This is a genomic window from Bacillus sp. NPDC094064 (assembly GCF_050279585.1).
Classification (GTDB): Bacteria; Bacillota; Bacilli; order Bacillales; family Bacillaceae_G; genus Bacillus_A.
In genome coordinates this window covers 116,766-143,724 of the sequence record NZ_JBNNUI010000008.1, presented here as the reverse complement: position 1 = coordinate 143,724, position 26,959 = coordinate 116,766, and the positions used below count along the sequence as shown (strand labels likewise).

Genomic DNA, 26,959 nt, shown 5'->3' with positions numbered 1-26,959 from the left:
CATGTATGGTGCCCCCTATTAGACGATAGTGAATTAACAATTTCGGGGTTCAGTTCAACTTTATTCAAAATAAGATTTTTTTGCAGTAAAATCAATGTTAGTGGAACTTTTTTAATCAAACTTTTTTCTAAATTAACATAAATACTTGCAATATTTAAATTAGTACTATATAGTTCTAGTTATGACAAAGGTAAAATTAATGAATCAAAAACGTGTGATTGAAGTAGCTGCAACATTATTTTTAGAAAAAGGGTTTGCTTATACAAGTATGGATGAATTAGTACGTGTAAGCAAAGTTTCAAAGTCTAATGTGTATTATCACTTTTCTAATAAGGAAGAATTATTAGAAGGGGTCGTTGATTATTGGATTGAAATGTATCAATCTGCAATTGATGACGTACTTTCTCAGAACCAATTTTTAGTTGAAGATCGTATCCAACTGTTTTTAAAGCAATTATCACAAGGAGTTCAGTCGAGAGAGTATAAGGGGGGCTGTCCATTTATTACTCTTTATATTCAAAGTCCTACACAGGCCACGCAAATAAAAGAAAAAATAGGTCTCTTTTTTACAGAATTACAAAAGAAAGTTTCTCTATTACTTAAACAAGGGGTAGAGAATGGGGAATTCAGAAATACGATTAATATTGATGAGGTTGCATCACTTTTTATTACAAATCTTGAAGGAGCGTTATTTATTTCAGAAACATTGAAGGATGCAACTGTAATCACGAAAACAGCAGATCATTTTTTTAACTTGCTTCGATAAAAGAAGCTTTTTTTTTACATCAAATTAGTACTACATAGTACTAAAAAGGAGGTTTTATATGAGAACAGTATTTTTAATTGGTGGAACAGGCTTTATTGGAAAGCAATTAGTGAAAGAATTAGCCAAAGAGGATGTTAAAATTCTTCTTTTAGTGAGGTCGAAAAGTAAAGCAACACGCATTTTTCAAGAAAGAGGCATCTTAAAAAAGGCAGTTATGCACTTTATTGAAGGTGATTTGACGAAAATAGATTTAGGTCTAAGTGCTGAAGATAAGGAGAGGATATTGAAAACGGATGTGATTATTCACGCAGGAGGCCCCATGGATATTCAAGTGACAAGTAAAGAGGCAGCTTCCGTATTTTTAAATGGCGCCAAACATATTAGTGAATTAGCTAAAAGTATTCATCAATTGAAGGGCTTGCAACAATTTATTCATGTTGTAGGTTATATGAGTCCCTTTGATGATAAAAATAGCAAGATTACAATTGATGTGTTTAAAGAAGGAAACAATTATTTGAAAATAAAAAATCCATATGAGAGAACAAAATTTTTAGCAGATCTTTATATCCGTCACCAGGCATCAGCAGTAGGTTATCCGCTTTCTGTAATTAATCCGCCAACTGTAGTCGGTAGTAGTAAAACAGGGAGTACAGAGCAGATAGCAGGATTAGGTTTGCTTGTGATGAGTATGCGAAGAGGGCTCATGCCAGTGATTCCTGGAGGTAAGGGATATAGGTTACCACTTATTTCAAACGATGAGCTTGCGAAGTTTATTGTGCAGGTTTTCAGATTGGAGCAACCGACTATTCAAACATATACACTTGTTGAAGACAAACAGCACGATCAGAACATTGCTGAATTATTAAGTATTATGTCGGAAAGTATGAATATGAGGGCACCAAAAATCTCTGTCCCAATGCCACTTATGAAGGCAATTATGAATAGTGGAGTAAGTAAAATAACAAAAATTCCTTCTGATGGACTGAATTTTATTACAAAACGAAAATTTTCAAATGTTTCAGCGAAAAAAATTATGGGAGGAGATTGGTTTAAGAAGACGAGTGTAATGAAATTTTTCCCTGCCGTAGTAGCTGATCTGGATTATCGAATGATGTATCAAAATGGCCAGCATAATCATTTATTTAAACGAACATTATGCGATAACACTACCCTTTACCAATTACAAGGAGAGGGTAAACCGTTTATTTTATTACATGGTTTATTGAGTGATGGAGAGGATTTATTTCCTTTAGCACAAGAGCTTCATGAAAAAACTGGTCAACCTGTATGGATCTTGGATCTTCCGGGTTTGGGACGTTCTCCTTTTAAACGAGAGAAAAATCTTCTAGATATCTATTTGAATGTAGTGAAAAAGTTATTGGAGAAAGCTACTAATGGTGCACATCTAATTGGCCATTCATTCGGTGCGTTTATTCTTCTGGAAGCATTGGTACAAGAGTACATAGATAAGAAGTATTCAATCACTTTACTTCAGCCACCTGTTGCTAAAAAAAATGCTAAATCGCTAAATGCTCCTCAATTTATGAACAAAGGGACATTAAAATTGGCAACTACTAATTTGATAGGGTGTTATTTATTAAGTAATGGTTTGTTTGAAAGTACGGAGAGCATCCCTGAACATTATATTGAAAAAATAAGTAACAGTTTTACTTCTCCTAGAATTTTAAATACTACGGTTCAGCTTAACAGTTTACTACTGAAAAACGATCAAGGTGATTTCAATGAAGTAACAAAGTATAATCTTCACATTATTTGGGGGGATTATGACAGAGGCTATTCTGCTCCATCGCATCTTGGTAAGGTCGATTTTGTTCCATATGGCCATCATTTTCCTCTTAGCCATCCGAGTGAAACGGCAACATTAGTAATAAAAAATAGTAATACTAGCAGATGAGAGTGTGGGATAAATAAAAAGTGTGTAGTAAGATAGTTGTGTCTTTGAAATAAAATCGTACTGTTTGGGGTCCCACCCTATGCCCATCAACTTAAAGATTTTATAACACCCCAAAACGAAAAAATGAGATTTTTATTACAAGTAAGCACAATTTTTCGTTCTGGGGGTAGTTGTATTTTCTTAGCTTGATGGTGATGTGGCGGTACCCCTTTATGTACAATGTTATTTGTTTACCTATCCTATACACAACTATCTGGTATGTTTTAACAGATTGATTAACCAATCTTATGGAAGAATTTAATCAAATATATGATCAATGGAAATCAGCAAGGATAACTAAGCTATGACTTCCAATTGCATCCTATCCAGTTTGAACACTCTTTGTTCAAACTGGATTTTTTTGCGATATTATCATTAAATTTTTCACAACAATAAAAATGCTATTATTTATAGTAAGATTAACAAATCGTCTCGAGTACATTTTTTAATTGTAAAATATTGTTCTGCTTACTTTCGTTCTTCTTATATATGAAAACGGTATTAATGACATTATTAAAGATTAAATTGTAATAGTGAATGTTTGTATAGTTATATAAGTCAATAAGTTTAGTATTCAAAACAGCAATAGTATTACTGATTTGTAGAAAATCTTGAATACTACTAATTGATTTTATTTCCTTTAATTTATATTGTATTTGATTATTCATAAGCCAATCAACTACAGCTCTTGTATACATACAACCTTTACTCAATACAAGCAATGTTATAGGTGTTTTCTGATCGAAATTGATTATATGGTCATTACTTGAAATAATCTCAAATGTTTCAGTCGCAACAATAGCGTATACTAAATCGGGATATTTTTTAGTAGGTTCACTAATGAGTGCACAATCCAATTCGGAATTGTGTACTTTTTGATTTATAGCATTACTAGAATCTACTGCGAAGTCTACATCCAATTGAGTGTCTCTCGCGTTCAACGAGTTGGCGATGGGGGCACCGTAGATTTTTAAGGTTGTATGTGATGTGCCAAAATTCACTATAGAGTTAATCTGATAAGCATCGATGGATTGCAAAAATTCTAGGTACTCTTGAGTAATAAGTTGAAGGTACTTTAGATACTGGGTACCTACGCTAGTAATTTTCAATCCTTGGGGTGTACGTTTAAAAACGGGTTTGCCAATTTCAGACTCCATTTTTTTTACTTTAGCAGTAAGGGCGGATTGAGTATAGCTTGTAATTTCTGCGGACTTACTTAAATTTTGTCGATTTAATATTTCAATTTTTATTGCAATTTCTTCGATATTCATATTGTTTGTTACACACCCTATAAAAAAAATTTATGGTTCCTATCATTTTCCTTCATTTTACGCTTCTCAGTAGGCAGAGTAAACTCTAGTTAGCTTAATAAGTAAGGAGTCGAGATGATGCTACAACCTAATAATAGATTATGTGACTACTCTCTCTATAAAAAAGATCCCTAGCCGAAATAAAATGGAAGGAATACGTATGTGTAATAGCAAGCTAATGGAGGGACATAAATGAACACATATTATAAATGGTTAATCGTATTGGTGGCTACGCTATCACAAACTGCAGCAACCTTTGTGACATATGGCATGGGACCTATCGCTACATTCTATCAAATTGAATGGAACTTAACACCACTGCAAACAGGCTTTATTGTTTCAGCTGTAAATATTGGTCCGATGTGTTCGATGCTAGTGTTTGGTTACTTAATGGATAAAAAAGGGGAAAAACAAATTATTGGATGGGGTACAATTTTATTAGGGGTCTCAGCATTAACGCTGGTTTTTGTTAACAATTATATGGTATTGCTTCTTTTACTATTATGGGTTGGGATATGGTATGGCAGTGCTCAAACTGGTGGTAGTACTGCTATCGTAAAATGGTTCCCCAACAAACATAGAGGTCTAGCTCTTGGAATAAGACAGACAGGTATACCACTAGGGGGGGCTTTAGCGTCTGTTATTTTATCCTTTACATATTATCATTTCAATTTGTCGGTCACGCATGTTGTACAAGGGGGAGTAGCAATTATAGGAGGTCTACTTTTTTTATTATTTTATAGTGAGCCAGAAAGAACCTGTGCTACAGAATCGACAACGGTATCGTTTAAGCAGAAAATGAATACTATTAAAAATAATAAAGAATTGTATCCGATGTACATTGTAGGTGTTGTGATGATGTCATTACAGATGATTATCATTGCACATTTTATGAGTTATTTGCATCAAGAAGGTAGCTATTCGCTAACAGAGGCAGGGAAATATTTAAGCCTCGTATTAATAGGTGGGATGGTTGGACGGGTAGTCATTGCATGGATGAGTGATCAATTCTTCGAGAATTATAGAGAAAGATTATTGCTTATTGTGATGGTTGTTACAGTAATATTTACAGTGATTTTTCCACTAATCATTCATATAGAAAACAAAATATTTATGCCACTATTCTGTTTTTTATTAGGGGTTGTAGCTATTGGTTGGTATTCTATTTTTATTGCTTGTGTCACAGAGCAATCTGATCCCGGTTATATAGGCTTAACAGTGAGTTCAGCCTTGACATTAAATCAACTATTTATTGTCATCGCACCTACTTTATTCGGTTTATTAGTAAATATATTGGATAGTTATCAGCTAGCATTACAGATTGTTGGAATCGCTGTAGCTTTAGGAGCGATTAATTTATATAGAGCAAAAAAAATTTTATTGCGAAATTCTCAGTCTACCTGAGAAAGAAAAGCCCGAATCACTAAAGGAGCGTGAAGGATTTTGGTTAAAAGTCAGAGATAGAGAAGTACATATAGGTACAGAGGATGGTTTTGACCGATTAAAAACAAAAGTCCATATAGCTTATCAAGTAGAGGATATATCGTACTGGAGAAATGTGTTAGAACAAAATGACATTCAGATAATTGAAGGGGTACCTATACCTGGCTTTGAACGTTTTGAGTTTAGAGATCCATTCGGAAACAGAGTGGAAATGATTCAAGAAATTTAGTTACTCCATTAACTAATTGACATAAAGGATATAATTTATTTCCGAAAAATCATCCTACAATAAAGAGGATGATTTTTTCTTTAATAATCAGTACCTGCTATATAATCATTAGATTAAGCTTCTATAATGCTTTCAGAATGAAAACATTATGTTTTTTATGGCAACCAAGTTTATTTTTATCGTTGTGGTGGGCATCAAAATCTTAGGTTAATGGCTATGTGGTGGGATCCCTTATTAAAATTAAAGTGGTTATCAAGTCGGAGACGGGCACTTGTGAGGGTGTCTTTTCTTTATGATTTTACACAAATAAAAAGCCTCATTATACATCGAAAAATCTAAACAAATAGGTTCTTTCAAATGGTACAATGAGAAAAAAAGAGGGGAATGAATCATGACAAAAAGAACAGGTTGGACTTATCTCATCGGATTAGCTTGGTTAGGGAGTCTTGCAATACTCTGGGCAAATATTGCTAATTTGATTCCGAATCATGCTGTTTCTCTAAGCATTTCTATTATTATGATTGTCATTGCAGCAGGAGTTAGTCTAACAGGGATTTACTTACTTAAAAAGAAAAGATATTGAGAACGGATCGTGCCTCTTTCCAAATGGGGAGGGGTTTGCTGTTGAGATGAAAAAAAGGAAGGGAACATAAATGGAGTTGTATCGCAGTAAAATTAGAGAATTGCTTGAATTCAAGGATTTAAGGAAATATTTCTATAAAGAGAAAGAAGAAGCCATTCAAGAAGTTGAAGAGAGACTGAACGTAAAGATTCCAGACAGTTATCGATGGTTTCTAAAGGAATATGGCGGCGGAGGTAATGGTGTATATGTGAACGGCTGCAACGATATTTTGTATTATCATGACAGATTTAAGTCCTTTAACATTCCAAAAGGATATATTATTATTGAGCATTGCGATGAGTATTCCTATTGTTTAGATACGGGAAAAATGATGAACAATGAATGTCCTGTTGTAAACTGGAGTGCCCATGAAAAAGGTATCTATCCAGAAGCAGACAACTTTTACGAACACTTATTAGAAGGAATTGAAAATGCAATTGAAAATGAGTGGTGGGAATAATATATAACAAACCACAACACAACTCCTTTCGAAAGATACAAGTAGAATTACTTCCGCTTTCGAGAATTATGTAAAGGAGCTGTCCATATGGATGGCTTATTTTCTTTTTTGCTTAGCGTGATTTTTTCCAAAATGCTGGCGGTACCCTATATCTCTACATTTACTTATGAGAACTCAGCTAATTTTTTTCGTTTTGGGGTGGATTTGTTTTCTTAAGTTGATGGGCATGTGGTGCTACCCCATATCCATCAAGCTAAGCTCATACAATGTCAATCATAGTAGAGGTTGTTTCTTTTTTTTAAGGCTACGTGTATGGAATTTAAAGATTTGCATACGAAATAAACCTTAACGGGTTTCATTTTTTTGAATTAAGCCGCTTGATTAAATCGTTGATTTAATCCCTCAGGACTGATGGGCACTTTTGTTGATGCTTCCAAACAGCTAGATAATTGAGTTAAAGAAGTAGTAGCGATATTTTGACTCATCCATACACATAAAGCGACTAAATCTTTTGCTTGGTATTTAATGGTTTGTTGCACGAAACCAACATCTCTAGCAAGATCTCGTAAGATATTTGGAGATAAAAAGCTTTGAAACTCTTGAGCAAATAGTTGTAATTCATCAGATACAGAAATAGACATACAAAAAACGCCATCCTTTCCTATGATTCTACAGAAAGGATAACGTTTTTTTGCGTGCAAATCCGTAGCTTTATAGCGATATTAGCTGAGTCCCTAAGGACTAAGGGGATACCTAATCAAATAGTAACCTTAGTTATTAACCGTATAAAAAATAGTTTCATAAGATACTTTGTGACAAATAACTAAAAGGTGTGATTCAAATGATTAAGGAACAAGTTCAAAAGCTGCTTAATGATTTAATTCAACTCGAAAATTTATCGTCTTCCATTTATTTAGCTATGTCTGCCGATGCGAATCGTAAAAACTATACTGGTATGGCACATTGGTTAAAGCTTCAGTCGGACGAGGAGCGAACGCATATGTTAAAGCTTATTGATTACTTAGCAGGAAAAGATGGAATCGTACAAATACTTGCAATACCAACACAACCTACAGATTATGGAACACCACTAGAAACTTTTGAGAAGGCGTTAGAACATGAACGTTTTGTAACAAACGCATATCGGCGAGCTTATGATTATATTATTCAAGTAGATTCTCAAACCCTGATTATTATTCTAGATTTTTTAAGGGAACAAATTGAAGAGGAAAATCAAAACTTAACCATTGTAGAAAGGTTAAAAATAGCAACGGATAATCCAGCTGCTTTATTGTTATTAGATCAAGAGTTGGGGCAAAGGAAGAAAGGTGGAGCAGCAGGAGCAAACGGATAAAAATCAAATCTTTCTTTTGAATATTGGAAATGACTCAAACTTCATGCGTAAATATAGCATGCACATTGAACAGAAGAAGTCAAAAAAACGCTATTCTTTCTGCATATTTCTACAGAGAGAATAACATTTTTTCGTTTTGGGGATATTTCAAAATCTTAGCTTGATAGCGATGAGATACCGCCAGCATTTCGGAAAACCCCCACGCTAAGCAAAAAATACAATAAGTCGTCCATATGGACAGCTCATTTATATAATTCCTGTTATCAGAATTCAATGTATCTAGAAATTCATAAAAATGCTTTCCAGATCGCTTAGCTGGAGGGTATTTTTTGTTCACATGATTCTCAATATAGGAAATGAATAAATATGATCTACTTAACATTAGCTCCCGTTGTCAGTAATTGGATAGCTACTTAAAACCAAAAAGGAATTTGCCAATTTTTTTGCAAAACTCAATGGTGGTTCAACAGATTGGATATGAATATACATAATCAATGGTTTCATATATAACCAATGATTATGTAAGGCGCTAACAATAATCCCTTGTTGAACAATTGATTGCATAAATAAAGGAATTTCTTCTTGTAAAATAGCGATTTCTCCAAAGTTCAACGCATCTCCATTTTGATCTAACGATTCAAAAGAGATCCCAACCGGTATCACTGAGGTGCTTGGTCGTCCTTGAACAAACACTTTAATATTACGACGCAAGGAGACAGAACAAACACCCTGATTTATGTTGCTTTTTCCATTAAGAATTTTAGCAAATTGTTCACAAAGGAAATTAAGGTTGTTCATAAATCTGATGCCCCTTTCTTATCAGATAAAAGTTACTTCATAAGTATTAATACTCGTCCATTAGCTTTTATATAAGTAATTTAAGAAACTTTTATTTAGATAATAAGAAAACAATGCACATCATATTCACTTCTTATTTAATTTAAAAACACCAAAAATATATTTTAGGGACGTTCTTAAAATATTAATAACTGTCGGTACATGATTGTTTTTCCTCAAAAAAATCACCAGTTTAAAAAGTTATGATTTTCTGGATAGGTGAGAGTGATACAGGATTTTGTAGGTAGAAAACATATCCCGGTAATTTAAATCAATTCATATTTATCTAGTTAATACTCTTTAAGGGAATCCAATCTCTTTTTGATAATTCATATTCGATTTCAAAAAATGTACTCTGTATCAAAACATTCAACATCATTATATTTCTTCTTACATTCATGTCTCTTTTTATCTCTTGAGAAACTTGGCAACAGAACCGAGATTCATTCATCTACATGAACTATTTAATGCTATTGAACATAATAAATTCTTTTACAATGATACATACTATCCTTAAATAAATTATTATAATACGAACACGCAATCCCAACAGGAGGAGTTACTTGTGTCTGAACATATAGAGATTATTTTGAGAACACTGTTATCTTTCTCGATTTTATTTATCGGAGCTAAAATATTAGGAAAGCAAATTATCGCTGAAATGAATACCTTTGATTTTATTGGTGCTATCTCTATCGGAAGTATTATTGCAAATTTGGCATTTAATTTAAATGTAAAAACTCATCATGCAGTTATCGCTTTTCTTATTTTAGTATTTATCATTTTAATGGTTAGTTATATATCCATGAAAAGTCGAATAGGCAGAAAAGTATTTGCTGGAAATCCAACAGTCATTATTGAAAACGGAAAAATTTTAGAAAATAATATGCGAAAAATGCGCTATTCTCTAGATTACTTAAACCAACAATTAAGAGAGAATGGCATTTTTAACATTGAAGAAGTTCTTTATGTCGTAGTTGAAACAAATGGTAAAATATCTGTTCTGAAAAAACCTGAATATCGTACTGTTACAAAACAAGATTTAAATATACCAACAAAAACAGAGTGTAAACTCCCCATCGAACTAATTATGGATGGAGAAATTATGACAGAAAACCTAAGGCAAAACAATCAGACGGAGTTAGAATTACAATGTGAACTAAAAAAACGTAAACTTCGCTACAAAGATGTTACGTATGCTGTACTTGCTGCAAATGGAAATATCTACATTGATACATATAAAGATAACATTACTTCCCCAATGGACCAAGAATAGGCTATTTCTTCTAAAAACACAGGTGAACATATCGTTGTAATCCTTCCGCAAATGGTTGTAGTTCATCTTGAATGATTCATAAGAAAACGTCTTCCTTTCTAATCTAGCTTGTTAGAAAAAAATAACACCTTTTGATACTTGGAGTTATTAAAATTTCTTGAGTTGATGGACATGGGGTACCGCACCATGCCCATCAACTTAAGAATTCAGAATTACCCCAAAACGAAAAAAATGGGTTCAATTCTTATGGACACCTATGAAAAGATGAAATTTTCACTTTGGGGGCATTTCAAAATATTAGCTTGTTGGACATGTGGCGGTACCCCATTATTATCAAGCTAGTAATTTCAAGTATCCCCAAAATGGAAGTTTTATTATTTTACAGTAATTTATGAGTGTAAACTTTGATAAATTTAAGAATGAATATTTCTAATAACTAAACTGATATTTCTATAAAATCTAAATATTTTCTTTTTGTAAAAAATTATGCATTTGAGGTATGAGTTACAAAACTATTAAAGGGGGATTATTTATGTTCAAGAAATTAGTAGTCGGAGCATTAGCAACAGGTATTGCATTAACTGGGGGGATTGGTGCAGCATCAGCTGATACAGTAAAACCTATTTCAGATAGAATTGAAAGTATAGTTGAAAATACAAATGAAGTCGAAAGACCATTTGTACCAAATCTTTCTGATAAAAATAATCTTATTGGAGAAAAAGCAGCTGCAGCATTTGATTGGGGATATTCCGGTAGTTATAATTTTTCTACATCAATTCAAGTGAAAAAAACTGTATCTGTAGCAGACAACGGAGCTATTGGAGTAGCTATTCAAAATAATAAAAATTTTAATTTTAAAGTTGTAGTAAAAAGTTTATCATAAGGAAACACCGTAACCCATAATGTAACAGGAGGGCCAACGAGTGATGGTAATTATGTTTATAATTACTTTGGTCCTATAAAAGCAGGAAACTATGTTGTAACTCTAGTAAATACAGATGGTTCATGGCACCAAGGCACTGTTTGGCTTGGATGGTAAGTACTTGAATTTATTTATTTTTGAACAGACCTTTCCAAAAAGAAAAGTCTGTTCTTTTTAATTCTGCATGTCCCTTTGTTTTGGAGATGTTGATCTAGAGGACCCGCCACATCGCTATCAAGTTAAGAAATACAAATACCTTCAAAACGAGAAAATTGGCATCTTCATGTGAAAATGTACAATTTTTTTTAATTCTAGCTTTCTTAATAATTTTACTAAAATCTTGAAAAACCATTAGTTCGCTCCTAAAATTTAACAATTTATTATTATAAGAATATTTTTCACCTTTCAATATAATGTAAAATTAGTATAGTTTCAATTGAATTATTAGTATAGAAATATACAGAATAGGTGGGAACATGAAAAAACAAATTGCAGTATTTACTTTAGTGACTTCTCTTGGCCTAAGCATTCAGCCAATTGTAAGTTCAGCAGAAACAGCTCAAAATACACGAGCAGCTCAACAAAGTGGTTGGGTACAAGAGGAAAACAGAAAATGGTTTTTCTATGAAAATGGTGCCAAAAAAACAGGCTGGCTTGCATTAAACGGAAAATGGTATTACCTTGATCCAAATGAAGGTGGAGCGATGAAAATAGGCTGGGCACAAGTAGAAGGAAAATGGTTCTACCTAAATCCAAATGAAGGTGGAGCAATGAAAACGGGATGGGAAAAAGTAGAAGGAAAATGGTATTATCTAGATCCAACGACAGATGGCTCAATGAAGATAGGTTGGTTTCAAGATAATGGGAAATGGTTCTACTTAAATGCAAATGAAGGTGGAGCCGCGAAAATAGGTTGGGTGCAGGTAGAAGGAAAATGGTACTACTTCGATGGTAACGATGGTGCCGCTATGAAGACAGGCTGGTTCAAAGATAATGGAAAATGGTACTATCTAAATGCAAATGAAGGTGGAGCCGCGAAAATAGGTTGGGTGCAGGTAGAAGGAAAATGGTATTACTTCGATGGTAGTGATGGCGCCGCCATGAAGACAGGCTGGTTTCAAGAGAATGATCAATGGTATTACTTAGATGCCGGTGGTGTTATGGTGAATGGTTGGACTAGAATTAATGGAAAAATGAATTACTTTCAGGAAAATGGTCAATGGATAAATACTCGTGAATTAACAGTGACGTCAACAGCATATTCAAATGATCCAGAAGAAAATGGTTCTAAACCTGGACAACATGTATATACAAAAATGGGAGATGATTTAACTGCTAATCCTGACTTGAAAGTTATTGCTGTGGATCCTTCAGTTATTCCACTTGGATCAAAAGTTTACGTCGAGGATTATGGAATAGCTGAAGCCAGAGATACAGGTGACGCTATTAGAGGTAATAAAATAGATGTATTTATTCCTTCAAAACAGGAATCAAGTAATTGGGGAAGAAAAACAGTTAAAATATATGTATTACCTAAAAACTAATTCATCAATATATCTATTTATAAATCTAGGAGGTTATTAAGATTATGAAAAAACAAATTGCAGCAATTACATTAGCAACTATTTTGGGATTAAGTATTCAGCCGATTTTGAGTTCAGCTGAAGCAACTCAAAATACACAGGCAGCTCAACAAAGTGGTTGGGTACAAGAGGAAAACGGAAAATGGTTTTTCTATGAAAATGGTACCAAAAAAACAGGCTGGCTTGCATTAGAAGGAAAATGGTATTACCTTGATCCAAACGCCGGTGGAGCGATGAAAGTGGGTTGGGCACAAGTAGAAGGAAAATGGTTCTATCTAAATCCAAATGAAGGTGGAGCAATGAAAACAGGCTGGGAAAAGGTAGAAGGGAAATGGTATTATCTAGATCCAACGACAGATGGCTCAATGAAGACAGGTTGGGTGCAGGTAGAAGGAAAATGGTATTACTTAAATGCAAATGAGGGTGGGGCCGCGAAAATAGGATGGGAAAAAGTGGGGGATAAATGGTACTACTTCGATGGTAATGATGGCGCCGCTATGAAGACAGGTTGGGTACAGGTAGAAGGAAAATGGTACTACCTAAATCCAAATGAAGGTGGAGCAATGAAAATAGGATGGGAAAAAGTGGGGGATAAATGGTACTACTTGGATGGTAATGATGGCGGCGCCATGAAAACAGGATGGTTCCAAGAAAATGATAAATGGTACTACTTCGATGGTAATAATGGTGGTGCTATGGTGACGGGACAAGCTACTATAGACAGAAAGACTTATGTATTTGGTAATAATGGTCAATTGCAAGATAGTAAAAGTGATAAAATTATTAATGAAGCTAAAAAACATATAAATAAACCTTATGTATGGGGAGCCAATGGTCCTAATAGTTTTGACTGCTCTGGTTTCATTACTTATGTGTATACTCACGCTGGATACCCAGTATCAAGAACAACAGCACAGGGATTTTATGATAAATCACAGAAGATTACAAACCCGCAACCTGGTGATTTAGTTTTCTTCACAAAAACATATTCTCCGGGCCCTTATATTACTCATATAGGAATTTACATTGGTGATAATAAAATGATTGATGCTGGTGGGGACCATGTAGATATCCGAGATTTAAATTCACCGTATAATCGCCAGCACTTTGTTGGATACGGACGAATCTAATAAATTCTATTAATCCTGTTAAAAGAACGTTCAAATGAGAAAAAAGGGACTCTATAGACGAGTTTCCTTTTTTCTTTTCGCAATAGGGGGACTGTAGATAAAAATAGTTATCCAAAATAACAACCAATCTACAAAAAAGCAATCTCTACATAATACATACTAGATTTATATAAATATTTCTCAAATTTATCGTTTTGGGGTATTAATCTATCTTAGCTTGATGGGCATGGGGTAGCACCAATATTTCGCAGATTCTGTACGTTAAGGATAACTCCCTTGAATATGACAAGGATTTTATTATAAGTACTGAAAACGGGTTCTAGTGCAAAAATAGCTTAATAGGGATATAGAACAGCAATCTCCTGTTAATTTTGAGATTAATCTGCTAATTCAAATAACTTATGAATGACTCTAACCTCATTTTGGGCAGATTTCGCCCTTTGGTGAAGTTGCCCTTTTTTCATCACATGCATGGCTTCGATACCGCTCAAAATCAAGGTTGCTGTACGAAATGCTTTCAATCCTAACATGGAACGAACCCTCTTCTTTATAAAAAGATGATTCTGTTCCACGATATTATTGAGCTATTAAGTTATAGGAATGACACACCTCTTACACAAAAACAGTTTACAACAGAAAAACAAATGAAACGTGTAGATACTGTTACTGCGACAAACCAATATGGGTTTAAATTAGGATTTGAGTCTAACACTGAATTTAAAGTTGATGCTCTTGTAGCTTCAGCTAAACAATCATTTAAAGCTAGTGCTGAATTTAATTTTTCACATACAGATACAAATACCGTTACTAATGAAGAGACTGTTATATTTAAGGCACAAGAAGTACTTGCTGCCGCAGGTGGAACGACGAATTATTTTACGAGGGTTGGAAAAGCAAAATTTTCGGGGGCATTCCAAACTGATGCAGCTTTAGCTGAACTAAAATTGAAACTGCCTATAATTAAGAAAAGTGGGAATGCGCATGATGTAGTTCATACCGAAGAGGTTACTCTAACTGCAAAAGACATATATACTCTTTTCAAAAATGTACCATATATACCATTACCAGCATATTTAAGTTTTGATGACAATGGTAAAAAAGTCTTAGTGAAAAATGTAACTTTTGACTATACAGGAGAAATGGGTTATAGTACAGCGGTACAAGCGGAATTTATTCCATTCGATCAAAATGAACCAAAACAAACAATGTCATATGAAAAATATGAAACAAAAACACAAGATAAATCTCTTTAAGAAAAAACTAGAAAATTAGACTATAAAATTCCCAAGAACCTTTTGTTTGAAGCAAAGATTCTTGGGAATTTTGGTTTTGGGGGCACTTCAAAATGGTAGCTTGATTGGCATGTGTGTCGGACCTTAATTAACTTTTTAAAAATAGTTACATTAATTACAAAATTCTATAAATACAATTGGACTTTTGGTATATTAAAACTGAAAGATTCATCTCGGTAAAAGCGAAATCAGTGAAAGCTAATGACACAAAGCTATAGGGCTAAGATGTATTTCATTCACTTTGTCAGCCGTTTGTCGAAAAATGTCAAATTAATTCCGAATCTTAAAAATTTCGGGGGCATTTCAGGTCCGAGAATTATTTTATATGAGGGAGGATAGACACAAAGGTAAGCGTTTAAAAACAAAAAATAGGGGGGCTTATTTTGAAAAAAACTTTATCTTTAGTATTAGCTATGTCACTTATTTCAGGGAGCTTTGTTACGATTCCTTATACGAAAGTTTCAGCTGAAACGGTGTCGTTGACTCAAAAAACATTGAAAGAAAAGACAGATCAGGCAATTGCAAATGGTAATTTTGAAGATCATTTGAGTTATCTTACTACATATTTAAATGAAAAGGTTGGGGAACTCACTGAAGTGAATGTGAAAAGTAAACTTACAGACCCAGTATTTGCAGCTGCTTTGGCTCAGTGGCAATTCATATCACAAACAGGTGCTGCAGCAATGGATACATTCGCTAAAAAAGATGCTGCCCATCAGAGCTTTCTTAACTGGGTTATGAAAAATACAGGGGTAATGAATACGTTTCTTGAAGGTGGCAGTCCAACTGCAAAGAATTCAGTAAATGCACTTGAGATATGGAATACAATCTGGAATACGGATGCAGATTCTCACGAAGGATTGTATTTAAAATTAGCGATAGCTACATCGTTAGCTCATGCTGAACCTATAAAATATTGGACAAATAATAAACCTATTGATCCATTAAAGAGGTACCAATATTATAAAACAGCAGATCAAAATAATGAGTTACTCCCAGTCTTTAGAACATATGATGTTTGGCATTTAAGATTAGTAGTGAATACTTGGTCACCAGAAGAAGATTTAACTTGGGCAAGAAACATGATTAATACGGAACATCCAGAACTTAAAAGTCAAGATAAGATCGGAAAAAGTGCATATTTGATTCAGTATGTAACAAATAACAAGGATGGAGTTAGCATTCAAGCTGGGAATGATGCATTCTACGGTGTAGGCTGGAATCTTTCTTCCATTTACAGATTTGGCGGGGTATGCGGTAATATTTCGAAGTTTGGTGTGCAAGTAAGTCAAGCCTTTGGTGTGGCCGCTATGCCTGTTACACAACCTGGGCATTGTGCACTCATATGGAATGACAAACCATTTTCTTGGAATTTAGGAAATGATATATCGGGATGGGGTGAATCGGGCCGTCATGATGTAACTGTTATTCCTTGGTCAAATAATAGTTTGGGAAATCAAGTACCTTACATCTTACAATTTGAAGATGCTGAACGTACCCCAGTAAAACTAGATAAATCAGAGCGATTACGCTGGTTAGCGAAAGCGATGAATTCCACAGATAAGAAAATTGCAATTTATAAAATAGCTACTAAACTTTTACCAACTAATGTTTTAGTATGGAAAGATTACGTTTCTCTTATGTTACAAAATCCAAATGCAACAGATGCTGAGTGGCAAGAATTAAAAAGTAGTATTATTTCTTCTTTTGCTAATGAGCCAAGACCGATGATGGATCTTCTTACTCAAATTAGAAGCCATGTTCTGAACACAAATGATAGAGCAAAACTGCAACAGTATACGTTAAATATATTAAATGTATTTAACACAATAACGGATGTAAACCAAAAGCAAGTAGCTAATAAAATTAAAGATCAAATGCCAAGTTTAGGATTAGGCCTTGCTACTTTTAGTTTTGATGGAGCAAATGCAGGAAAACTAATGGGAATTAAACCCGATACGGAATACAGTATTGATGGAGGAAAAACGTATAAAACTGCTACAAGCAATGATATGCTTCTGAGCAATGAAGAGATCTCAGCAATCAATTCAACGGATGGCATTTTAACAAGAGTGATCGGAACAGAGCAGCCCTTATTAATTCCAATTGGAAAGGCTAACAAAGTCAAAGTTTCTTCAAATGATGATGAGAATTTAGTTTTTGGTCTAGACGGTACGATGGAATTCAGTATAGACCAAGGTTCACATTGGACAAAATTTAATCCAGTTGCTCCTAATTTACCGGATTTAACAGGAAATGTTACATTAACAGTTAGAAAATTTGCTGTTGGTTCAAATCCAGCAAGTGATGCTGTTAACTTAAAGTTTACTGATACCGCTGTAGTGGGATTAATACCGCACAAAAACTTATCAGTTGCAGGTGTCTCAAGTCAGGAAGTTTCGGCTAATAATGGTGCCGTAAATGCAATCGATGGAAACGGTGCAACAATGTGGCATACGTTATGGAATGGCAGTGATAAGGCTCCATACATTACCATAAAGCTTAATGAAGTTACTAGCATATCACAATTAACTTATGTTCCAAGACAAGACAGTAACTCTAATGGTAACATAACTAGTTATAATATCTACACAAGTCTAGATGGAGTTAACTTTACAAAGGTTACTACTGGAACGTGGAAAGATAATAATCTTACAAAGAATACAAGTTTCAGTAAAGTAAATGCTCAGTATGTAAAGCTAGAAGTTGTATCAGGACACGGTGGATTTGCTTCAGCTTCAGAAATAAAATTATATAATTAGTATTTGGAAGATGAATGGGATTGTAGCAAAAGTATTTTATACTTTCGCTACGGTCTCTTTTTTGTTCTAGTGCAAAAACTAGAGGATTTATGCAATGGAACTTCGGAATTCGGAAGTACTAGTACTGATACTATTCCTATATAGTTGGAAACATCCTTGGTTTCGGTAATTTGATGAAAGACTTCTGGGGCAAATCACCAAATAGTATGCAATTCTACATATACAAATAAAGGTAATGAGTATGCAGGATGCGATTGAATTATTTTAATATAATTAAATTGCATTGCATTTTTCCTTGCAAGTTAAATTAACTATCTTTTTAATGTGTATATTAACTTATAATAAGTATAATTAATTAAATAAGGTTGAATATAAATGGGATTAAATAGTAATTTTATTAGGATAACATTGCTAGTTGAACTAATGATTAATGGTATAATTTTTAGATTTATTCGACAAAATTCTACTATTTACGCATTAAAAATTTAATGTTTTAATAAAGGTGTAATTGGTATGACCACTAAGAAAGGAGAAGATTATACGAATAAAAGGTGCAGTGAAGTAGCAAGTAACATTATGTTGAATTAATTTTCTTAATACTCAGTTAATTAAGTTTAGAAACAATATAGAACCACAAAATTATCACATTTATAAAAAATAGCATTCTAAGTCTATACATAGCAAAAATGATGTTATTTTATTCCGAGGTAAAAGTATAAGCAATGTACAAGTATAATTTCATTTTTTGTAATCTTGTAGGATCTTATGAAATTGCTATCAAAAAAGTCATGGCAGGATTAATGATAGGAGCAACGACTCAATCTATCTGGGCTTCCTGCAAATGCAGTAGCTCCAGCTTTCAATTGAATATCTATTCATTTGAAAGCTAATCAAAGCATAAATAGTTGCAATGCTAGATTTCATATAAATAGAAATGAAACCTTTAAAATTTAGTCCAACTATTTTATCAAAAAACACCAATTAATAGGAGGAATTATCATGAAAAAAACGTTAGTCGCAGGGTTATTAGCTACAGCGGTATCTACAAGTTGCTTCTTACCTGTAAATACTTTTGCAGAAAGTAAAACAACTTATTCACAACTAACAAGTAGTCAAAATCAAGTTGCTATGAATAGATTATCAGATTCGCTTAGGACATTAGGATCACAGACGCCATTAATTCAAGGATATGGACTAATCATACTAAAGCAACCAGATCTTGAAGTAAATGCTATACCTGGAATAACAACTGATCAACGTACTGCAAGAAACCATGTTAAAGAATGGCTGGATAACTATAATCCAAAACTATTCAAAGTAAATCTAGACATGCAGAGTTTTGGAACAAGTTTTACAAATTATTATGATATGTTGGTTGAACTAGCTGAAAAAATGAATGAAGATCCGCAAGCAAAAGAAGCATTTGTAAGTGTTTTCAATGAACTTCAAGATCAAGTGAAAGTAATTCAGCTTAACATGAAAGGGAATTCAGTAAATTTAAACTATTATAAAAACGATTTGGTTAAAGATAGTGATAATTTTTCTAGTAAAGTTAGCAGAGCAATTGAAGGTTATAAGAATTCAGGTGGAGACATTGAAACATTAAGAACGAAAATTGAACAACTTGATGAAAGCATTCAAAATGATTATACAAAACTTCTAGCTCTACCAAAAGAAAATATAAAAGGTTCTATAAATATTGGAAAGACGGTTATTGATATTTGGAAAGACGCAGGTAAGGATCACACTTTAGACACGTCTAATTTGGAAGTGATTTTTAACCAAGTTGGACAAATCCAAAATGATGAAGTAACAAAACTGAATAATGATGTTCGTCAGAAGCAACAACAAAAACTTCTATTGCTACAAAGTCTAGCGAAAATCGAAGTGCAAGCAACTCAAATGACACTCATTGATCTGCAGTTAAATAACTTTACGAGTGTAGTTAAAAAGCAAATTCAGAGTTTTGACAATCTAGTAAGTGGTTGGGACATCTTTAATGAAACAATGAGTGAAATGAATACAAGTTTTAATACTGATGCGAAACTAGATTCTAATGCAGTACAAGCAAAATTAACAGAACTCAAAAAGTTTACGGATGAATTGAATAAACAAACAAAGGAATATGATGATAGTGTTACAAAAATAAAAGTAACAGAAGGAAAATAATCGAATGAAGAACCGTAATTGTTAACAATATAATATAAGGAGAGAAGAATATAATGAAAAAACCTTATAAGGTAATGGCTTTATCTACATTAATAGCAACAATTGCAGCTGGTAGCATTACGCCATCATATGCTTCGGCAGCAGAAAATACAACAAAACCAGCACCTATGTATGCAGAAAATAACTACCCTGAGTACCCTGAGTATTCACTTGGACCAGAAGGGCTTAAAGATGCGATAGAGAAAACTGGATCCAATATGTTGGTAATGGACCTGTATGCTTTAACTATTATTAAACAAGCAAATGTTAATTTTGATGGTTTAACTGCAATTAGCAATGATTTAAAAACAGGCATGAAAAACAACCTAGATGTTTCTAGAGTAAATGCAAAGCAATGGTTAGATGATTTGAAACCACAAGTAATTAAGACGAATCAAAATATTATCAATTATAATACAGAATTTCAAAATTATTATGATGCTTTAGTAGAAGCTGCAAATAATAAGGACAAAGAAACAATAAAAGCTGTACTTATAGAATTAAAAGATAGTATTTCAAAGAATAGAGATGCAGTGGACAAGTTAGGGAAAGATTTGATAGCCTTTCGCGACAAATTAGCACTGGATACACAAAATTTTCAAAGTAATACTGACAAAATCGCAAGTATTTTAGCTGGTGAAAAAAATGGAATTCCAGATATGAAGAAACAAATCGAAGTAAATTACAAATTAATTGATGAGAATAACAAAGTTTATATTGCATCATCGGTTGCAACTGCTCTCGGTGCATACTTAACTGCTACAATTATCTTTGCACCTATTGGTGCAGCTGGATTAGGAGGCGGGATATATGGAATTATTACATCGCAGCAGCAGATAAACAGCGCATACGAAACGATTAAACAGCTAACAACAAATATTTCAACTGCAGAACTACAGGTAGCTAATTTAACGGTTTTAGAACAGAATACTAAAAATTTAACAGAAACAGTTGGTGCAGCTGTTACTGCTACTGAAAAAATAAAGGATCAGTGGACGACAATGGGGGAGAAATATCAATCATTACTTGAAAATGTTGACAAATTGAACGCAGACCAGCTTGCTATTATTATAAAATCAAAGCTGAATACAGCGAAGGATAGCTGGGGACAGGTTAACCAGTATGCTCAAAATATTCAAAATGGTGAGATTAAATTCGTAGAAGAGAAGAAATAATATTACTCCAAGAAATTGCTGAAGTATTGAAAAATATAATATACTGACTTTCCCTTTTGAAGGACACATAATGTGAGTCTCCTGTTCAAGTTTGAGCAGGAGATTTCCTATATAGTTATGAAACTTGATAAAGATTGTAGAATAAGAAAGTATGAAACTCCCTATTTTAATATGTTGTTTTATTTGCAATGATTGTAATTCATTTGAAGTAAAGAATAGAAGCTTATGAATTTAATAAAATACGTGATACATTTGAGAGAATAGGTGAAAAAGGTGAATAAAAAATTGTATAAGAAGGTTATTTTATCAACGATCATTACTGGAATGGCAGCGAGTAATGTAATCCCACTTCATACTTTTGCAGCAGAACAAGCTAATAGTGTGTCCCAACAGCAAGAAGATAGTAAGAGCTACGATTTGGGTCCTGATAAATATAAAGAAGTAATGGAGCAAATGGGGGCAAATATCCTTACAATGGATTCATATGCTCAAACAATCCGTAATCAACAACAGACAGATTTAAGTAAAATAAGTTCTATAAATGGTGATTTCAAAGCAAACATGATTCAGCATCAAAAGGATGCGCAAACGAATGCAACATATTGGTTAGATAATCTAAATCCTGATATTATGAAAACGATTCAAAATAGTGTAAGTTATAATGATACCTTTCAAGCGAGTTATGATCAATTACTAGCTGCTATAGATAAAAAAGATATAGTGACATTTAAATTTAGACTAGTGGGATTATATCGTAGTATTTTGGAAAATAGTGAAGAAGTGGATGGACTACTAGAAAAGTTGAAAACATTCCGGAATAAAATGGCTGAAGATACAAGAAGTTTTAAAGCAGATTCCAAGCAATTGAATACTATTTTAGAAAGTACAAACGCCGGTATTCCACTTTTACAACAACAAATCGAACATTATAATAATATAATTAGAGAAAACTATGATAAGCGTGGTGGCTATATAGCCCTAACTGTATTTCTACCTTTCGTTGGTGGACCATTGATTGCTACTGCTGAAAATAATATCAAATCTGCACAACAAGAAATAGAACAACTAAAGTCCAGAATTTCTGGAGCACAGGCAGAATTAGTTATTTTGACAGATGCCAAAAATAAAACGGAACATATGACTACAACAATTGATACAGCTATTATTGCCCTAGAAAATATATCGAATCAGTGGCATATAATAGCGTCAAAATACGACTCATTGATTACAAATATTGATAATATTAATCCAGACAAGCTTGTTTTAATAAAAACACAGCTGAAGATAGCGAAGGATAGCTGGCAGGACCTTAAAAATTATGCAGATAAATTATATGAAGGTGCTAAGATTGTAAAAAATGGAGAGATTGTCCAAATAGGAGAACCACAAATAAGACAACCACAAACAGGACCAGATTGCACTTAAATACTATTAAGAACATACAACCTTGTATTTGTTGGTAAGGTTGTATGTTTTTTTATAACGATGTAACAACTTCAGGTACCTTCAATATTTTTGCGTAAGGCGGGAAAAATGTCGAAAAATAGCTATAATTGTCAAATTTTATTGCTGTACGACTTGTTCGATGTTAAGTTCGTAGTAGAAAGAAAAAAGGAAATGGGTTCGTTCCATTCCCATATCCTACCTTTCGTAATTATTTAGTATGAATAAGGATGGAGATTTCTTTCTTCGGTTATGTTTTATATTTATCAAACTATAGGAATATTTACCAGCACTTATTTCTTAATTTTAAAAAAATTAAACCAACAGGAAATCAAAATTAATTACATTCATTCAGCGAAAGGACTTTAATGGAACTAATTGAAAAGGAAAGGATTATTTATATGCAGAAAAGGAATCATTATATGTTTCAAAAACCGATGAAAGTACTTGCGACGTCTATTATTTTGACCACTACATTATTTTCACCTGTCATGACAAATGGCTTGATTGTTCATGCTGAAACGATTGCTGCACAGACTACAAACCAATATGAACAGAGGGAGTTTGATCTTCCAGCTACAGGAAGTTATGGGGATGAAGCAAAAAGAGAAAGAAGAAGTAATCAAAAAACCTATATGCCTACAGGAATTTATGTAAAACCGAATGAACAAGTTACAATTGAAGTATCAGGAACACAAAAGATTAGAGCGATTATTGGGACGCATCAATATGATAAAGAATGGGGAAAAGAAGTTAATCTTTCTCCTGGTTCTAATACCATCTCCTCTCCAAACGGTGGTTTAATAGGATTTGATAATTCTCAAGATACAGGAACAGTTAAGGTGAAAGTAACACAAGGTGGAAGCCCTGTTCCATTCTTTGAACTAGGGAAGCATACGAAAGAAGACTGGATTGCGATGATGAACAAGTATCCAGATGCACATGCGGTACAATTGAAATCAGAAAAAGCAGTACTTACTGTTACGCAGGATAGTGCCAATAAATATATTGTGAATCAAGATCCTATTCCTCTATTAAAAAAATATGATGAAATGATTCGAGCACAAGATAAGATATCAGGGTTATCTGAAAAAGACCCTAATCCTTTACATCGTTCGACTCGTCGCATTTGGGCTTTTGTAGAAAATCCTAACAAACCAGACTGGGGTATGTATGCAAGTTTGGACGGAGCTGCATTTACCACTGCTGGTAATGCAATCGAAAGTGCTTTAAATGTAAATAAATTTGGATGGGGACAACTGCATGAAGCGGGACACGCAAGACAACAATACCCATGGACGTGGAATCATGATTTGAGAGGAATGACTGAAGCTACAGTTAACTTATACTCTTTAGCTGCACAAAAACAATTATTCCCGGATCAACCGACGCGTTTAGAAAAAGAGAGAGATTACGATAAAGCTTTTGCATACTTAAAACAAACAGATAAAGATTATAAAAAAATTGATGACTTGTTCGTGAAGCTTGTGCTGATTTGGCAACTTCAATTAGCATATGGTGCTGATTTTTATCCAAATCTTCACAAACTATACCGTGAATTACCAGAAGATCAACTTCCAAAAACGGATGAAGAGAAAATCCAAGCGTTTATATACAATACATCAAAAGTAGCGAAACAAAATTTACTTCCGTTCTTTGATCAATGGGGCCTGAAAGCATCGCAAGAAACGCGGCAAAAAATAGAAACTTTGAACTATCCAATATTAATCGCTCCTATTTGGGAAGCAACTGATTCTAAGCCTGTTAAAGCGAATGTGCTCAAATTAGGTGGCCGTGTATGGGATGATGGTAACCAAAATGGTATTCAAGATCAAAGTGAAAAAGGAATGGAAGGCGTTCGTGTTCAACTGTTAAATAAAGATGGGAATAGAATAAAAGAAGTAAAAACAGATAAAGAAGGCCACTATTTGTTTGAAGGATTAATAGAAAACACATATCGTGTACAAGTAGAGAAGCTTACCGGATATATATTCATGCCAAAACAAAGTGGGCAAGATGTAACAGTTGACTCTAATGTAAGTGAGGCTGGGGTAACAGATGCGATTACTCTTTTACATGATGATTTAACAATTGATGCGGGAGTAAATAGAAATATATTTAAGGATGTCCCACAAGGACACTGGGCATTTAGTGCGATTCATCATTTAGCGAATGAAGGAATTATCGCAGGTTATGGGAATGGAATATTTGGTATGGGTGATAATGTAACACGTGAACAAGTGGCTGCATTAATTTACCGTACTTTGCATATAGAAAAACAAGATAAATATGAAAATCCATACGGAGATATCGATAAAAATTCAACAATGTTTTCTGAGGAAATACTAGCTTTAACTAAGCTAGGGATTTTCCAAGGCGATCATCAAGGAAACTTTAGACCGAAAGCTGCAATAACACGTGCAGAAATGGCTCAAGTTATTACGAAAGCTTTTAGATTAAATGTGAAGGCTCCGCATAATTTCAACGATGTTCCAGTGAATTCATGGGCAAAAGATGCAATTAGTGCCATACAATCGAACCATATTGCAGCAGGTATTGGTGAAGGGAAATTTGCTCCGGATATGAAAGTTACACGGGAACAGTATGCACAGTTTTTATATAATGCAATTTTAAATGGGCAATCACATCAATAATAAGAAAATAAAGTTAAGTATCATAGTATAAGTTTATATTACTACCTTTAAAATAATTATATCTTTATATTTAGAAAGGAACAAAAAATGAAAAAAATCACATCAACACTATGTATAGCTGGAATGACTTTAACTATTTTAGGAGTAGCCCCTCAAAGTAGCTATGCTCATCTCGATCAAATTGATTTAACTGAGACTGATCCTATCACTGCACGATGGTCTGCAGAAGCTCCGTATCATTCTGATAAAAGTACACATTTATGGATTGCAAAACAAGCTATTGAAATTATGAAAACAGAATCTAATGTTGAAGCAAATAAGCAGGCTGTGGAGTTCTTAAATTATCCGCAATATAAAGATCTATTTTCTAAAGGATTATATGATGCAGATTATAATGCAGAGTTTAACGATGGTGGAACGGGAATAGGCGGCGTTTTTAAAGGCGGATGGAAATCCCATTTTTATGATCCTGATACTAAAGAAAATTATAGAGGAGAAACAGATCCAACCGCTCTTACACAAGGCAAGAAATACTTTTATGAATCTGGAGAACATTTACGAAATAAAGACTATGAAAAAGCTTTCTATTACTTAGGGGTAGCCACGCACTACTTTACAGATGCGACACAACCTATGCATGCAGCTAATTTTACCGCAATTGATACGAGAGCTATAAAATATCATAGCTACTTTGAAAATTATGTTACAACCATTCAAAATCAATTTGCAGTCAATAATGGAGGGAATTATAACGATTCTCTATCTACACCTGAAGAATGGATTGATTATGCAGCCAAACTAGCTAAACCTGAAATCCAAAATATTGCTAATGATAAAACATTTGAGTATTACAATAGCGGTAAGGCGCAATTGTGGCAAGAAATGGTTACCCCAGCTGTGCAGCGAAGCTTAGGAGAAGCTCAGCGTAATACAGCAGGTTTCTTAAATCTTTGGTTTAAGATGTTTGCTAAAAATGTGCAAGCTCCAAGTATAGAGACTGCATTAATCTATGATATAGCAGGAAACTTCATAGAAGCAGGGAAAAGCTATTATATCGTACCAAGTGAATCACCTTATCAAGGGCTAGCATTTGAATGGTATGCGTTAAACCGTTACGATTATGTTTTACTTGCAAATAAAGAGAACAATGCTTTATCTGGTACACCTATAGAATTTGAGTTCTACAAAGAAAATGATGCAAAGCTACACCATGGAGAGAGTATATATCTTCGCATGAAGCACTCGAATTATGATCAATTTCAATATTTAAATTGGTCTAATTATTCGAGTTGGATTCACCTTGCTCAAAAATCTGATAGTTTAGCCGACTTTAAAGTTCAAATTAACCCAGATAATCCTACAGAATATAATATTTTTACAGATGGCTATCCATTAAATTATGAGAATATAAATGCAGAGAAAAGTTGGATTGTACTAGGTGAAAAAACACAAAAACCTAGCTCATGGAAGTTTGTACCTTTCAGATAACCTAAAAAGAAACACACTCGTTCCTAATCAGAACGAGTGTGTTTTTTATTA

General features: G+C 33.7%; 20 protein-coding genes, 2 pseudogenes and 1 riboswitch. Of the genes and pseudogenes, 18 read left to right on the top strand and 4 right to left on the bottom strand.

Annotation, left to right across the window (positions count from 1 at the left end; genetic code table 11):
• The first annotated feature begins 199 nt into the window (after positions 1 to 199).
• Together ACQKNI_RS18905 and ACQKNI_RS18900 are read left to right on the top strand one after the other, a co-directional pair.
• Entirely contained in the window at positions 200 to 766 is a 567-nt protein-coding gene (locus ACQKNI_RS18905) for a TetR/AcrR family transcriptional regulator (RefSeq protein ID WP_140417522.1), read from the top strand.
• A gap of 58 nt (positions 767 to 824) precedes the next feature.
• Positions 825 to 2,681 (top strand): alpha/beta fold hydrolase, encoded by a 1,857-nt coding sequence (locus tag ACQKNI_RS18900; RefSeq protein WP_427282618.1) that lies wholly within the window; start codon positions 825 to 827, stop codon positions 2,679 to 2,681.
• A 458-nt stretch (positions 2,682 to 3,139) separates the two neighbouring features.
• Here ACQKNI_RS18900 and ACQKNI_RS18895 read toward each other — a convergent pair whose 3' ends face one another.
• Positions 3,140 to 3,991, bottom strand: a complete 852-nt coding sequence (locus ACQKNI_RS18895; RefSeq protein WP_427282617.1) for a LysR substrate-binding domain-containing protein — start codon at positions 3,989 to 3,991, stop codon at positions 3,140 to 3,142.
• Positions 3,992 to 4,222: 231 nt separating this feature from the next.
• On the opposite strand from ACQKNI_RS18895, the gene ACQKNI_RS18890 reads away from it, so the two are divergent.
• The 4 genes from ACQKNI_RS18890 to ACQKNI_RS18875 all read left to right on the top strand — a co-directional run bounded on the left by ACQKNI_RS18890 (position 4,223) and on the right by ACQKNI_RS18875 (position 6,784).
• Entirely contained in the window at positions 4,223 to 5,434 is a 1,212-nt protein-coding gene (locus tag ACQKNI_RS18890) for an MFS transporter (protein ID WP_427282616.1), read from the top strand.
• The gene (locus ACQKNI_RS18885; RefSeq protein ID WP_427282656.1) at positions 5,385 to 5,702 is read left to right on the top strand and encodes a VOC family protein; all 318 of its coding nucleotides are present in this window, start codon (positions 5,385 to 5,387) and stop codon (positions 5,700 to 5,702) included. The genes ACQKNI_RS18890 and ACQKNI_RS18885 overlap by 50 nt, the downstream gene beginning before the upstream one ends.
• A 391-nt stretch (positions 5,703 to 6,093) precedes the next feature.
• Positions 6,094 to 6,285 (top strand): hypothetical protein, encoded by a 192-nt coding sequence (locus tag ACQKNI_RS18880; RefSeq protein ID WP_427282615.1) that lies wholly within the window; start codon positions 6,094 to 6,096, stop codon positions 6,283 to 6,285.
• A gap of 70 nt (positions 6,286 to 6,355) precedes the next feature.
• A complete protein-coding gene (locus ACQKNI_RS18875; protein ID WP_088233105.1) occupies positions 6,356 to 6,784 on the top strand; it encodes an SMI1/KNR4 family protein in 429 nt (142 codons plus the stop codon).
• A 371-nt stretch (positions 6,785 to 7,155) separates the two neighbouring features.
• Here the strand turns inward: ACQKNI_RS18875 and ACQKNI_RS18870 are convergent.
• Positions 7,156 to 7,425, bottom strand: a pseudogene (locus ACQKNI_RS18870) (IS4 family transposase); the annotation flags it as partial.
• Between the two features lie 200 nt (positions 7,426 to 7,625).
• Between ACQKNI_RS18870 and ACQKNI_RS18865 the strand changes: the two are divergent.
• A complete protein-coding gene (locus ACQKNI_RS18865; protein ID WP_427282614.1) occupies positions 7,626 to 8,138 on the top strand; it encodes a ferritin in 513 nt (170 codons plus the stop codon).
• 381 nt (positions 8,139 to 8,519) lie between these two features.
• Here ACQKNI_RS18865 and ACQKNI_RS18860 read toward each other — a convergent pair whose 3' ends face one another.
• Positions 8,520 to 8,936: a DUF1259 domain-containing protein gene (locus ACQKNI_RS18860; protein ID WP_098252224.1), complete on the bottom strand. Its 417-nt coding sequence runs from the start codon at positions 8,934 to 8,936 to the stop codon at positions 8,520 to 8,522.
• A gap of 604 nt (positions 8,937 to 9,540) precedes the next feature.
• Between ACQKNI_RS18860 and ACQKNI_RS18855 the strand changes: the two genes are divergently transcribed.
• The 4 genes from ACQKNI_RS18855 to ACQKNI_RS18840 all read left to right on the top strand — a co-directional run bounded on the left by ACQKNI_RS18855 (position 9,541) and on the right by ACQKNI_RS18840 (position 13,886).
• A complete protein-coding gene (locus ACQKNI_RS18855) occupies positions 9,541 to 10,251 on the top strand; it encodes a DUF421 domain-containing protein (RefSeq protein WP_427282613.1) in 711 nt (236 codons plus the stop codon).
• 532 nt (positions 10,252 to 10,783) lie between these two features.
• Positions 10,784 to 11,134: a hypothetical protein gene (locus ACQKNI_RS18850; protein ID WP_427282612.1), complete on the top strand. Its 351-nt coding sequence runs from the start codon at positions 10,784 to 10,786 to the stop codon at positions 11,132 to 11,134.
• A gap of 515 nt (positions 11,135 to 11,649) precedes the next feature.
• Positions 11,650 to 12,717 (top strand): 3D domain-containing protein, encoded by a 1,068-nt coding sequence (locus tag ACQKNI_RS18845; RefSeq protein ID WP_427282611.1) that lies wholly within the window; start codon positions 11,650 to 11,652, stop codon positions 12,715 to 12,717.
• A 44-nt stretch (positions 12,718 to 12,761) separates the two neighbouring features.
• Positions 12,762 to 13,886 carry an NlpC/P60 family protein gene (locus ACQKNI_RS18840; RefSeq protein ID WP_427282610.1) on the top strand — a complete coding sequence of 375 codons (1,125 nt, stop codon included), beginning with the start codon at positions 12,762 to 12,764 and terminating at the stop codon, positions 13,884 to 13,886.
• A 377-nt stretch (positions 13,887 to 14,263) separates the two neighbouring features.
• Here the strand turns inward: ACQKNI_RS18840 and ACQKNI_RS18835 are convergent.
• Positions 14,264 to 14,470: pseudogene (locus ACQKNI_RS18835) on the bottom strand (DDE-type integrase/transposase/recombinase); the annotation flags it as partial.
• Between ACQKNI_RS18835 and ACQKNI_RS18830 the strand changes: the two are divergent.
• The 7 genes from ACQKNI_RS18830 to ACQKNI_RS18800 all read left to right on the top strand — a co-directional run bounded on the left by ACQKNI_RS18830 (position 14,444) and on the right by ACQKNI_RS18800 (position 26,908).
• On the top strand, positions 14,444 to 15,139 hold the full coding sequence (locus ACQKNI_RS18830; RefSeq protein WP_427282609.1) for an ETX/MTX2 family pore-forming toxin: 696 nt from the start codon (positions 14,444 to 14,446) through the stop codon (positions 15,137 to 15,139). The pseudogene ACQKNI_RS18835 and the gene ACQKNI_RS18830 overlap by 27 nt on opposite strands.
• A 210-nt stretch (positions 15,140 to 15,349) precedes the next feature.
• Positions 15,350 to 15,438: riboswitch (cyclic di-GMP riboswitch) on the top strand.
• Positions 15,439 to 15,561: 123 nt separating this feature from the next.
• A complete protein-coding gene (locus tag ACQKNI_RS18825) occupies positions 15,562 to 17,940 on the top strand; it encodes a discoidin domain-containing protein (RefSeq protein ID WP_427282608.1) in 2,379 nt (792 codons plus the stop codon).
• A gap of 999 nt (positions 17,941 to 18,939) precedes the next feature.
• Positions 18,940 to 20,109, top strand: coding sequence for an HBL/NHE enterotoxin family protein (locus ACQKNI_RS18820; RefSeq protein ID WP_427282607.1), 1,170 nt, complete (start codon positions 18,940 to 18,942; stop codon positions 20,107 to 20,109).
• A gap of 53 nt (positions 20,110 to 20,162) precedes the next feature.
• Positions 20,163 to 21,323 (top strand): HBL/NHE enterotoxin family protein, encoded by a 1,161-nt coding sequence (locus ACQKNI_RS18815; protein WP_098882624.1) that lies wholly within the window; start codon positions 20,163 to 20,165, stop codon positions 21,321 to 21,323.
• Positions 21,324 to 21,596: 273 nt separating this feature from the next.
• Complete coding sequence (locus ACQKNI_RS18810; protein WP_098882623.1) at positions 21,597 to 22,748, top strand: HBL/NHE enterotoxin family protein; 1,152 nt, start codon at positions 21,597 to 21,599, stop codon at positions 22,746 to 22,748.
• A gap of 419 nt (positions 22,749 to 23,167) precedes the next feature.
• Complete coding sequence (locus ACQKNI_RS18805; RefSeq protein ID WP_427282606.1) at positions 23,168 to 25,420, top strand: M60 family metallopeptidase; 2,253 nt, start codon at positions 23,168 to 23,170, stop codon at positions 25,418 to 25,420.
• 87 nt (positions 25,421 to 25,507) lie between these two features.
• Positions 25,508 to 26,908, top strand: a complete 1,401-nt coding sequence (locus tag ACQKNI_RS18800; RefSeq protein WP_098882622.1) for a zinc dependent phospholipase C family protein — start codon at positions 25,508 to 25,510, stop codon at positions 26,906 to 26,908.
• The last annotated feature ends 51 nt before the right edge of the window (positions 26,909 to 26,959 follow it).